The organism is Streptomyces sp. CA-106110 (assembly GCF_050936285.1).
GTDB lineage: Bacteria > Actinomycetota > Actinomycetes > Streptomycetales > Streptomycetaceae > Streptomyces.
Map to the genome: position 1 here is coordinate 5,240,012 of NZ_JBNJNB010000001.1, position 12,362 is coordinate 5,252,373.

A 12,362-nucleotide genomic window follows, 5' to 3' on the forward strand; every position below is an offset into this window, starting at 1 on the left:
CCGGTGCGCACGAGCGAGGAGATCTATCACCGGGTGCGCTGGGACGCACGCTTCGACCCGGCCCGCTTCGTACTGGGCATCCTTCAGCGCGGCGCCGGTCCGAAGCGTGTTCCGCTGCCCGTGTTCGTGCCCGGCGGCGAGATCCCGTGGCACCGGGTGCTGTTCTTCGAGGCGGACGGCGAGGTGGTGTGGGACCGGGCCACAGGTGTGGACCGGATCGACGCGACAGGGGCCGGTCGGGTGCGGGAGGCCCGGCTGCTGCGGGCACCGTTCTTCACGGCCCGCACGCCGCATGTCTGGGATGGTGAGAACTGGGTGCCCGCACGCCCGTACGCGGCCGCCTCGGGCCCCCTCGCGGACTCCGGCGGTGTGCGGGTGCTGACCTGGAACACCCTCTGGGACCGCTACGACGCCGACCGCATCGACAGCGCCCGGCGCAGGCCCGAGCTGCTGCGGGCCCTGCGTGACGCCGATGTGGACCTGATCGCGTTGCAGGAGGTCGAAGCGGATCTCCTGGCCTTGCTGCTGCGCGAGCCATGGGTGCGGGCGGGCTGGACGCTGGGGACGGATCCGCGGGGACCGGACGTGGACACATGCGGGCTGCTGCTCCTGAGCAGGTTGCCCGTCCGCGAGGCCGCGTCTCATGCGCTGGGCCCGCACAAGGCGGTGACCGCCCTCGTCGTGGAGACGGGCATGCGGCCCCTCGTCGTCGCGGCGACGCATCTGAGCAGCGACCACTCCGAGAACGGTGCGGACCGGCGCGCTGCCGAACTGGCCCGGATCGCCGAGGGGTTGGCGGGCCTGGATGCCGAACTGGTCCTGATGGGCGACTTCAACGACGGTGGTGACGCACCGCAGCTGACGCTGGGGATGCGCGACGCGTGGAGCGAGGCACACGGCGCCGACGACACGACCCCGACCTTCGACCCGGGCACCAACCCGCTGGCCGCGATCTCCTCCCTGTCCGGCCGGGCATCCCGGCTGGACAGGGTGCTGCTGCGCGGGGAGGGTCTGCGGGTACGACGGGCCGAGCTGTGCGGCGACAAGCCCGCGGCGGAAGGGCTGTACCTCTCCGATCACTACGGGGTGCTGGCGGAGGTGACATCGGACGCAACGGAGGGGGACGCCCTCGACCGTCTCGACGCCCGGCCGACGCCCCGTACGGCACTGGCGTGGATCCCTCCCCGCGCACTGTGGCCGCCGCTGCAGGACATCCGCCGGGACCATGACCCGCAGATCCACCGCTGGCCTCCGCATGTGAACCTGCTCTTCGGATTCGTGCCTGAACACGCCTTCGAGCAGGCGGCATCGGTGCTCGCGACGGCCGCCACGGTTCCCTTCGACGCCCGGCTGGAGGGCGTGCACTCGTTCGGCCACCGCGACCACGCCACCGTCTGGCTCGACCCAGCGGCCGGCGGCGAGGAGCCATGGGCCGAGCTGCACCGCACCCTCCTGCGCCACTTCCCGCGCTGCCGGGGCCGCCACGCGGGATTCACCCCTCACCTGAGTCTGGGTCGCACCACCGACCCGCACGCCCTGGCCGCCGTGTGCGAGGCCCGGCTCGCCCCGATGCCGGCCAGGGTCGGCGAGCTGGCGCTGCTCTCGCGGCGCGGGGACGAGCCGATGCGGGTGCGCGGGACGGTGGCGCTGGGCACGGGCGAGGTCCGCTGGACGGCGGAGACCCCTGAGTACGGACACGAAGCCGCCACGACCGCCGACTCCGCCGTGGCCGACCGGATCACGCGCCGCATCGAGGACGCGATCCACGACGGCGTCGTGCACGTCGCGGGCTCCCGGCGCATGGGCTGCGCACTGCCCGGAGCGGACCTGGACCTGGTGGCGGCGGTGCCCGGCACAGTCGAACTCGCCGCCGTACAGGCGAAGTTGACCGCCTCCCTCCCCGAGGCGGCCGACGTGCGCGAGGTGGTCGGGGCACGCGTACCCGGTCTGCGGTTGCGGCTCGACGGGCTGGACGTGGACCTGGTCGTCGTGGCCACCGGCTCGATGAACCCCGCCGAGGCGGTGGAGCGCCGGGCCGAGCTGGGCGAGGCGGCAGCGGTCGCGCTCAGCGCGGTGAGCGACGGCGACGCCGTGCTCACCGCGGCGGGCGCACACAGGCCGGCCTTCACCCGGCTGGCCACGCAGGTCAAGGCCTGGGCGAAGGCCCGGGGCCTGGACTCGGCACCGTTCGGGGGCCTGCCGGGCCTGGCCTGGTCCGTCCTGGCGGCCCGCACCGCGAGCGAGGCCGGCGACCTGCCGGCGCCCGATCTGCTACGGCACTTCTTCGCGACCTGGGCGGCCTGGGACTGGCACGAGGAGGTGGCACCGGCGGGACGCGAGGACGATCGGGCCCAGCCCCTCCCCCTCACCATCACGACGCCGTCCGCCCCGGTGCGCCCCTGCACGGACCAGGTCACGGCCGGCATGCGCGACCTCGTCACCGGGGAGCTGTTCCGTGCCTGGGAGTTGCTGGACACGACCACGGACCCGTACCCCTGGGCCGAGCTCCTCGTCCCTCCCCCGCTCCACCGCCGCCACGCGGCCTGGGCGGTCGTGACGGTGGGCGCGGGGGCGGACGAGGGGCGGGTACGGGGCAGAATGCGGGCCCTCGTCACCGACCTCGCGGAGGCGGCCCCGGCCTGCCACGCCTGGCCCCGCCCCTTCGCCACGGCCCCCGCCCGCTACGCCATCGGCCTGGGCCCCACCCCACCGACCGCCGACCAGCTCGCGGCCGTCGCGGAACGGCGACTGCGCGGACTGACCGGGGTCACCCTCACGAGGGCCGAGGGCGGCGAGGTTCCGACTCTGCACTGAGCGCCGGGGCTCCGGAACGCACATGGCGAGTCAGCCGCCCGCCAGCTTCGCCCGCAACCGGTCGAAGACCACCTCGCAGTGCTGCTGCGGCGCCCTCGGCGAGCAGTGCAGCGCTGCTCCCCCGATCACCCGGATGCGCGCACCCCCGGCGCCGCAAGCGTGACAGCGCACAACGCGAAGAGGCCCGTACGACCGGAGTCGTACGGGCCTCTTCAGGTCAGCTGATGACCCTCAAGCAAGCGGAACTTACTTGGTGATCTTGGTGACCTGGCCGGCGCCCACGGTGCGGCCACCCTCACGGATGGCGAACTTCAGGCCCTCTTCCATGGCGATGGGCTGGATGAGCTCCACCTTCATCTCGGTGTTGTCACCCGGCATGACCATCTCGGTGCCCTCGGGGAGGGTCACGACGCCGGTCACGTCCGTCGTACGGAAGTAGAACTGCGGGCGGTAGTTGTTGAAGAACGGCGTGTGGCGGCCACCCTCGTCCTTGGACAGGATGTAGGCCTGCGCCTCGAAATCGGTGTGCGGGGTGACCGAGCCCGGCTTGATGATGACCTGGCCGCGCTCGACGTCCTCTCGCTTGATGCCGCGGAGCAGCAGACCGACGTTCTCACCGGCCTGGCCCTCGTCGAGCAGCTTGCGGAACATCTCGATACCGGTGACCGTGGTGGTGGTCTTCTCGGTCTTGATGCCGATGATGTCGACGGTCTCGTTGACCTTGAGGATGCCGCGCTCGATACGACCGGTCACGACGGTGCCACGACCGGTGATCGTGAAGACGTCCTCGATCGGCATCAGGAACGGCTTGTCGACGTCGCGCTCCGGCTGCGGGATCGACTCGTCGACGGCCTTCATCAGGTTGAGGACCGACTCGGTCCACTTGGTGTCGCCCTCGAGCGCCTTCAGAGCGGAGACCTGGACGACCGGAACGTCGTCGCCCGGGAACTCGTACTCGGAGAGGAGCTCACGGACCTCGAGCTCGACGAGCTCCAGGATCTCCTCGTCGTCCACCATGTCGGCCTTGTTCAGGGCGACGACGATGTACGGAACGCCGACCTGGCGGGCCAGGAGCACGTGCTCCTTGGTCTGCGGCATCGGGCCGTCGGTGGCGGCGACCACCAGGATTGCGCCGTCCATCTGGGCGGCACCGGTGATCATGTTCTTGATGTAGTCCGCGTGACCCGGGCAGTCGACGTGGGCGTAGTGACGCGACTCGGTCTGGTACTCGACGTGCGCGATGGAGATGGTGATACCGCGCTGACGCTCTTCGGGCGCCTTGTCGATGTTGTCGAACGGGGTGGCCTCGTTCAGGTCCGGGTACGCGTCGTGCAGCACCTTGGTAATGGCGGCCGTGAGGGTCGTCTTACCGTGGTCGATGTGACCGATGGTGCCGATGTTGACGTGCGGCTTAGTCCGCTCGAACTTCGCCTTCGCCACTGGGGTCCTCCTGTGGAGTGGTTCTGTACGCCTTACTCATCGGCGCCAGGTGATCTTTGCTGGGGTGCCGCCCGCCGGGGTCCTTCACGGGGAAGAACCCCAGGCGGTCGGTGTCAAGCCTAAAGCGTGCAACGGGGTGCGTTACTCGCCCTTGGCCTTCGCGATGATCTCCTCGGCGACGTTCCGGGGAACCTCGGCGTAGGAGTCGAACTGCATCGAGTAGCTCGCGCGACCCGACGTCTTGCTGCGGAGGTCGCCGACGTAGCCGAACATCTCCGACAGCGGAACCAGGCCCTTCACGACACGGGCGCCGGCACGCTCCTCCATGGCCTGGATCTGACCACGGCGGGAGTTGATGTCACCGATGACCTCACCCATGTAGTCCTCGGGCGTGGTGACCTCGACGGCCATCATCGGCTCGAGCAGCACGGGGCTGGCCTTGCGCGCGGCCTCCTTGAAGGCCTGCGAGCCGGCGATCTTGAAGGCGAGCTCGGAGGAGTCGACCTCGTGGTAGCCACCGTCGATCAGCGTGACGCGCACGCCGGTCATCTCGTAGCCGGCGAGGATGCCGAACTGCATGGCCTCCTGCGCACCGGCGTCGACCGAAGGGATGTACTCCTTCGGGATACGACCACCGGTCACCTTGTTCACGAACTCGTACGAGGCGTCGCCGCCCTCGATGGGCTCGATCGCGATCTGGACCTTGGCGAACTGGCCGGTACCACCGGTCTGCTTCTTGTGGGTGTAGTCCACACGCTCGACGGCCTTGCGGATCGTCTCGCGGTACGCGACCTGCGGCTTGCCGACGTTGGCCTCGACCTTGAACTCACGGCGCATACGGTCGACCAGCACCTCGAGGTGCAGCTCGCCCATACCACCGATGATGGTCTGGCCGGTCTCCTCGTCCGAGTGAACCTGGAAGGACGGGTCCTCCTCGGCCAGGCGCTGGATCGCGACGCCCAGCTTCTCCTGGTCGCCCTTCGACTTGGGCTCGATGGCGACCTGGATGACCGGAGCCGGGAAGTCCATGGACTCCAGGATGACCGGGTTCTTGTCGTCGGCCAGCGTCTCACCGGTGGTGGTCTGCTTCAGGCCCATGACGGCGACGATGTCGCCGGCGCCCACCGACTCGATCTCCTCACGCTTGTTGGCGTGCATGCGGTAGATCTTGCCGATGCGCTCCTTCTTGCCCTTGACGGAGTTCAGCACCGCGGTGCCGGACTCCAGGCGGCCCGAGTAGACCCGGACGAAGGTGAGCTTGCCGAGGTGCGGGTCGCTCATGATCTTGAACGCCAGCGCGGACAGCGGCTCCGCGTCGGACGGCTTGCGCTTGACGACCTCCTCCGGGTCGTTGACGGCGTGGCCCTCGATGGCCTCGACGTCAAGCGGGGAGGGGAGGTAGCGCACGACCGCGTCGAGCAGGGGCTGGACGCCCTTGTTCTTGAACGCGGTACCGCAGAACACCGGGGTGACCGTGGTGTCCTTGGACTTGCCGGAGGCGATGGTGATACGACGAATCGCGGCGTACAGCTGCTCCTCGGAGGGCTCCTCGCCCTCCAGGTACAGCTCCATGATCTCTTCGTCGTTCTCGGCGACGGCCTCGAGCAGCTTGCCGCGCCACTCGTCGGCAGCCTCGGTGTGCGTGGCCGGGATGTCGACGACGTCGTACATCTCGCCCTTGGTCGCCTCGGCGGACCACACGAGCGCCTTCATGCGGACCAGGTCCACAACGCCCTTGAAGTCGGCCTCGGCACCGATCGGCAGCTGCATGACCAGCGGCTGCGCACCCAGGCGGTCGGAGATCATGTCGACGCAGCGGTGGAACTCGGCACCGGTGCGGTCGAGCTTGTTGACGAAGCAGATACGCGGAACGCCGTAGCGGTCCGCCTGACGCCACACCGTCTCGGACTGCGGCTCCACGCCGGCGACGCCGTCGAACACCGTCACGGCACCGTCGAGCACGCGCAGGGAGCGCTCCACCTCGACCGTGAAGTCGACGTGGCCCGGGGTGTCGATGATGTTGATGGTGTGGTCGACGTCTTCCAGCGGCCAGTGGCAGGTGGTGGCAGCAGAGGTGATCGTGATGCCACGCTCCTGCTCCTGCTCCATCCAGTCCATGGTGGCAGCGCCGTCGTGGACCTCACCGATCTTGTACGAAACGCCGGTGTAGAACAGGATCCGCTCGGTGGTGGTCGTCTTGCCCGCGTCGATGTGGGCCATGATCCCGATGTTGCGGACCTTGGCCAGGTCAAGTGAAGTGGTAGCCATGAGGCTTCAGTCTTCTCTCGGTCTCGATGTGGGTAGCGACTACCAGCGGTAGTGCGCGAAGGCCTTGTTGGACTCGGCCATCTTGTGCGTGTCCTCGCGCTTCTTCACAGCGGCACCGAGGCCGTTGGACGCGTCGAGGAGCTCGTTCAGCAGACGCTCGGTCATCGTCTTCTCGCGACGGGCGCGGGAGTAACCGACGAGCCAGCGCATCGCGAGCGTGTTGGCACGACCGGGCTTGACCTCGATCGGAACCTGGTACGTCGCACCACCGACACGGCGGGACTTGACCTCGAGGGTCGGCTTGATGTTCTCGAGGGCGCGCTTCAGCGTGATGATCGGGTCGTTGCCCGTCTTCTCACGCAGGCCCTCCATGGCGCCGTAGACGATGCGCTCGGCGGTGGAGCGCTTGCCGTTCAGCAGCACCTTGTTGATCAGGGAGGTCACCAGAGGAGAGCTGTAGACCGGGTCGATGATGACCGGGCGCTTCGGGGCGGGGCCCTTACGAGGCATTCTTACTTCTCCTTCTTGGCGCCGTAGCGGCTGCGGGCCTGCTTGCGGTTCTTGACACCCTGGGTGTCGAGGGAGCCACGGATGATCTTGTAGCGAACACCCGGCAGGTCCTTCACACGGCCGCCGCGCACGAGCACGATGGAGTGCTCCTGCAGGTTGTGTCCCTCACCCGGAATGTAAGCGGTGACCTCGATCCCGCTGGTCAGACGCACACGCGCGACCTTACGCAGGGCCGAGTTCGGCTTCTTCGGGGTGGTCGTGAACACACGCGTGCAGACGCCACGACGCTGAGGGGAACCCTCGAGTGCGGGCGTCTTGTTCTTCTCGACCTTGTCCTGCCGGCCCTTGCGGACCAGCTGCTGGATCGTAGGCACTACTTCTCCGGTTTCTGTGTGCCGATAGGTACAGCTAACCTGGAACATCGCCGACCCACGCGGTCGGGTGTGTCGAATCCCGCAGACTCCCGCCGCAAGGCGGAAAGGGCGCAGATTACGGTGGCCGATGACGGCTCGCTATGCGGTTGAAGGCACGCACGAGAGCCAGGGCACACCCCAGGCACAAGGTCTGAGCGTACCTACCTCATTCGCTGTGGTCAAAACAAATGGGCCGCGCCCGCATCCCCGTGCGGAGCATGTCAAGCCCATACGGCCTATGTGATCTTCGAATCAACGATCCGCGCACCTCGGGCAGGTGTCGGCCGCACGTTTGCGCCACCCGGCGGACACCTCGGCGACACCCGTGTCACCAGGTGAGCGCCACCGTCAGCACCAGAAGGAGTGCCCAGCCCGCCGTGGACAGCCAGCCGAGGATCAGACCGGTCAGCGCGAGACCGTCGCCGGACTCACCCTTGCGGCGGATCTCGTCCCGAGCCACGTGCCCCAGGACGATCGCGGGAATGCCCGTGAGGCCCGCGGTCGGCACGCAGAGCAGGCCGCAGACCGCGGCGCCGACGGCCTTGTCGTTGGTCTTCGGCCGGGGCAGGACCATCTGCGGCACGAGTGCCGGCTGCGGCATAGGCCCCTGCGGCAGATCGGCCACGATCAGGGCCAGTTCGCCGAGCGTACGGGCCGCGTACGCCCGCGCCACCCGCCGCTCGAACTCCGGCTGCTCCAGTCGCCCTTCGGCGTACCCCGCCCGGAGCACGTCCACGGCACGCTCGCGGTCGGCGTGCGAGGCGAGCATGGGCGACTGCGCCGGCGGAGCCGGCTGACCGGGCCATGGCCGCGGAACGCCGGCCGTCCCCTGCTGCCAGGGTTGCCACGACGGATAGGACACCGAACACCTCCCCGTGGACTCCGAGTCCCCCCATCATGCGCCGAACCGGCAATTCCGGCACAGACGTTGACGGGACATGTGCCCCGGAAGGCCGAAGGGCGGCCACTCCGCACCGGAGTGACCGCCCCTCGACTCAAGCTGCTCGCTTACTGGTTGTACGGACCGTAGTCGTAGTCCTCCAGCGGAACGGCCTGGCCGGAGCCCGTGCCGAACGGCGAGTAGTCGATGTCGTCGTAGCCCACGGCCGAGTACATCGCGGCCTTGGCCTCCTCGGTCGGCTCGACCCGGATGTTGCGGTAGCGGGACAGACCCGTACCGGCCGGGATGAGCTTACCGATGATGACGTTCTCCTTGAGGCCGATCAGGGAGTCGGACTTGGCGTTGATCGCCGCGTCCGTGAGGACCCTGGTCGTCTCCTGGAAGGACGCCGCCGACAGCCAGGACTCGGTCGCCAGCGAGGCCTTGGTGATACCCATGAGCTGCGGACGACCGGAGGCCGGGTGACCGCCCTCCTGGACCACACGACGGTTCTCGTGCTCGAACTTCCTGCGCTCGACCAGCTCGCCGGGCAGCAGCTCGGCGTCGCCGGACTCGATGATCGTCACACGGCGCAGCATCTGCCGGATGATGATCTCGATGTGCTTGTCGTGGATCGACACACCCTGCGAGTTGTACACCTTCTGGACCTCGCCGACCAGGTGGACCTGGACGGCACGCTGACCCAGGATGCGCAGCACGTCGTGCGGGTTGGTGGCACCCACGGTGAGCTTCTGGCCCACCTCGACGTGCTCGCCTTCGCTGACCAGAAGACGGGCGCGCTTCGAGATCGGGTACGCCGTCTCGTCGCTGCCGTCGTCCGGGGTGATGACGATCTTCTTGGTCTTCTCCGTCTCCTCGATGCGGACGCGTCCGGACGCCTCCGAGATCGGGGCGACACCCTTCGGCGTACGGGCCTCGAAGAGCTCGACGACACGCGGCAGACCCTGGGTGATGTCGTCACCGGCCACACCACCGGTGTGGAAGGTACGCATCGTCAGCTGGGTGCCGGGCTCACCGATGGACTGGGCGGCGATGATGCCGACCGCCTCACCGATATCGACCAGCTTGCCGGTGGCGAGCGAACGGCCGTAGCACATGGCGCAGGTGCCGACCGCGGACTCACAGGTCAGGACCGAACGGGTCTTGACCTCGTCGACGCCCTGGGCCACGAGCTCGTCGATGAGGACGTCGCCCAGGTCCGTGCCGGCCGGGGCCAGCACCCTGCCGTCGACGACGATGTCCTCGGCGAGGCAGCGCGCGTACACGGACGTCTCGACGTTCTCCGCCTTGCGCAGCACGCCGTCGGCGCCGCGCTCCGCGATGTGGAGCTTGAGGCCGCGGTCGGTGCCGCAGTCCTCCTCGCGGATGATGACGTCCTGCGACACGTCGACCAGACGACGGGTGAGGTAACCCGAGTCGGCGGTACGCAGAGCGGTGTCCGCCAGACCCTTACGAGCACCGTGCGTGGAGATGAAGTACTCCAGCACGGACAGACCCTCACGGAACGAGGCCTTGATGGGCCGCGGAATCGTCTCGTTCTTCGCGTTCGACACCAGACCGCGCATACCGGCGATCTGGCGCATCTGCATCATGTTTCCTCGCGCACCCGAGTTCACCATCATGAAGATCGGGTTCGTCTTCGGGAAGTTCTCGGTCATGGCCTCGGCGACCTCGTTGGTCGCGTTGGTCCAGATGCCGATCAGCTCCTGGGTGCGCTCGTCCTTCGTGATCAGACCGCGCTCGTACTGGCGCTGGACCTTCTCGTCCGCGGCCTCCCACTTGGCGACGATCTCCCGCTTCGCGTCGGGGACGACGACGTCGGAGATCGCGACGGTGACACCGGAACGGGTGGCCCAGAAGAAGCCCGCCGCCTTCAGGTTGTCGAGCGTGGCCGCCACGATGACCTTCGGGTAGCGCTCGGCCAGGTCGTTGACGATCTGGGAGAGCTGCTTCTTGCCGACCTCGTAGTCGACGAACGGGTAGTCCTCGGGCAGCAGCTCGTTGAAGAGCGCACGGCCCAGGGTCGTCCGAAGGCGGAAGGAGTCACCCTGCTGCCACTCCGGCTCGCCCTCCTCGCGGACCGGCGGGGTCCAACCACGAGGCGGGATGGTGCCCACCGGGAACCGGATGTCGACCGGCGCCTGGAGCGACAGCTCGCCGGCGTCGAAGGACATGATCGCCTCGGCGACGGACGCGAAGGAGCGGTCCTCGCCCTTGACGTTGCGGCCCTCGGCGTCCGTGGTGAGGAAGAACAGGCCCAGCACCATGTCCTGGGTCGGCATCGTCACCGGGCGGCCGTCGGCCGGCTTGAGGATGTTGTTCGAGGACAGCATCAGGATGCGGGCCTCGGCCTGCGCCTCCGCGGACAGCGGCAGGTGCACGGCCATCTGGTCACCGTCGAAGTCCGCGTTGAACGCGGTGCAGACGAGCGGGTGGATCTGGATGGCCTTGCCCTCGACCAGCTGCGGCTCGAAGGCCTGGATGCCGAGGCGGTGCAGCGTGGGCGCACGGTTCAGCAGAACCGGGTGCTCCGCAATGACCTCTTCCAGCACGTCGTACACGACCGTGCGGCCGCGCTCGACCATGCGCTTGGCGCTCTTGATGTTCTGCGCGTGGTTCAGGTCGACCAGGCGCTTCATCACGAACGGCTTGAAGAGCTCCAGCGCCATCGCCTTCGGCAAACCGCACTGGTGCAGCTTCAGCTGCGGACCGACGACGATCACGGAACGCGCCGAGTAGTCGACACGCTTGCCGAGCAGGTTCTGACGGAATCGACCCTGCTTACCCTTCAGCATGTCGCTGAGGGACTTCAGCGGGCGGTTGCCGGGGCCCGTGACCGGGCGGCCGCGACGACCGTTGTCGAAGAGGGCGTCAACAGCCTCCTGAAGCATGCGCTTCTCGTTGTTGACGATGATCTCCGGGGCACCGAGGTCCAGGAGCCTCTTCAGACGGTTGTTGCGGTTGATGACGCGGCGGTACAGGTCGTTCAGGTCGGAGGTCGCGAAGCGGCCACCGTCCAGCTGCACCATCGGACGCAGGTCCGGCGGGATGACCGGCACGCAGTCGAGGACCATGCCCTTGGGGCTGTTGGAGGTCTGCAGGAAGGCAGACACGACCTTCAGCCGCTTGAGCGCACGGGTCTTCTTCTGGCCCTTGCCGGTGCGGATGATCTCGCGGAGACGCTCGGCCTCCTCCTCGAGGTCGAAGGACTCCAGGCGCTTCTGCAGCGCCGCGGCACCCATCGAACCGTCGAAGTACGTGCCGAAGCGGTCACGCAGCTCGCGGTAGAGCAGCTCGTCGCCCTCGAGGTCCTGGACCTTGAGGTTCTTGAACCGGGCCCACACCTCGTCGAGGCGGTCGATCTCGCGCTGCGCACGGTCGCGCAGCTGCTTCATCTCGCGCTCCGCGCCCTCGCGCACCTTGCGGCGCACATCGGCCTTGGCACCCTCGGCCTCGAGCTCGGCCAGGTCGGCCTCGAGCTTCTTGGCGCGGGCCTCCAGGTCGGCGTCGCGACGGTTCTCGATCTGCTGCCGCTCGACGGAGACGTGCGCCTCCAGGGAGGGCAGGTCACGCGTACGGCGCTCCTCGTCGACGTACGTGATCATGTACGCCGCGAAGTAGATGACCTTCTCCAGGTCCTTCGGGGCGAGGTCGAGCAGGTAGCCCAGCCGCGACGGAACGCCCTTGAAGTACCAGATGTGCGTGACGGGAGCGGCCAGCTCAATGTGGCCCATCCGCTCACGGCGCACCTTGGCGCGCGTGACCTCCACGCCACAGCGCTCACAGATGATGCCCTTGAAGCGGACACGCTTGTACTTGCCGCAGTAGCACTCCCAGTCCCGGGTGGGGCCGAAGATCTTCTCGCAGAAGAGGCCGTCCTTCTCGGGCTTGAGGGTGCGGTAGTTGATGGTCTCGGGCTTCTTGACCTCGCCGTGGCTCCACTGACGGATGTCGTCAGCGGTGGCCAGGCCGATCCGGAGCTCGTCGAAGAAGTTGACGTCGAGCACTATGCGTCA

At 68.1% G+C, this 12,362-nt stretch carries 7 protein-coding genes; 1 reads left to right on the forward strand and 6 read right to left on the reverse strand.

The annotated features are described in order from the left end of the window. The first annotated feature begins 3 nt into the window (after positions 1-3). Positions 4-2,814, forward strand: a complete 2,811-nt coding sequence (locus ACQEXA_RS24025; protein ID WP_433130976.1) for a poly(A) polymerase — start codon at positions 4-6, stop codon at positions 2,812-2,814. 246 nt (positions 2,815-3,060) lie between these two features. Here ACQEXA_RS24025 and tuf read toward each other — a convergent pair whose 3' ends face one another. The 6 genes from tuf to ACQEXA_RS24055 form a co-directional block, all read right to left on the reverse strand. Further along, the gene (gene tuf, locus ACQEXA_RS24030) at positions 3,061-4,254 is read right to left on the reverse strand and encodes an elongation factor Tu (protein ID WP_432931464.1); all 1,194 of its coding nucleotides are present in this window, start codon (positions 4,252-4,254) and stop codon (positions 3,061-3,063) included. A 141-nt stretch (positions 4,255-4,395) separates the two neighbouring features. Beyond that, positions 4,396-6,522 (reverse strand): elongation factor G, encoded by a 2,127-nt coding sequence (gene fusA / locus ACQEXA_RS24035; RefSeq protein WP_359396244.1) that lies wholly within the window; start codon positions 6,520-6,522, stop codon positions 4,396-4,398. Positions 6,523-6,561: 39 nt separating this feature from the next. Continuing rightward, positions 6,562-7,032, reverse strand: a complete 471-nt coding sequence (gene rpsG / locus ACQEXA_RS24040; protein ID WP_359396241.1) for a 30S ribosomal protein S7 — start codon at positions 7,030-7,032, stop codon at positions 6,562-6,564. Between the two features lie 2 nt (positions 7,033-7,034). Next, complete coding sequence (gene rpsL / locus ACQEXA_RS24045) at positions 7,035-7,406, reverse strand: 30S ribosomal protein S12 (RefSeq protein WP_003948652.1); 372 nt, start codon at positions 7,404-7,406, stop codon at positions 7,035-7,037. Positions 7,407-7,773: 367 nt separating this feature from the next. Next, positions 7,774-8,307 (reverse strand): DUF1707 and DUF4190 domain-containing protein, encoded by a 534-nt coding sequence (locus ACQEXA_RS24050; protein WP_432931461.1) that lies wholly within the window; start codon positions 8,305-8,307, stop codon positions 7,774-7,776. Positions 8,308-8,453: 146 nt separating this feature from the next. Beyond that, positions 8,454-12,353: a DNA-directed RNA polymerase subunit beta' gene (locus ACQEXA_RS24055; protein WP_359396238.1), complete on the reverse strand. Its 3,900-nt coding sequence runs from the start codon at positions 12,351-12,353 to the stop codon at positions 8,454-8,456. Between the last annotated feature and the right edge of the window lie 9 nt (positions 12,354-12,362).

What these genes read in the sequence shown, in the direction of transcription:
- rpsG (WP_359396241.1), bottom strand. Translation starts at nt 7,032, where the DNA reads ATGCCTCGTAAGGGCCCCGCCCCGAAGCGCCCGGTCATCATCGACCCG.
- fusA (WP_359396244.1), bottom strand. Translation starts at nt 6,522, where the DNA reads ATGGCTACCACTTCACTTGACCTGGCCAAGGTCCGCAACATCGGGATC.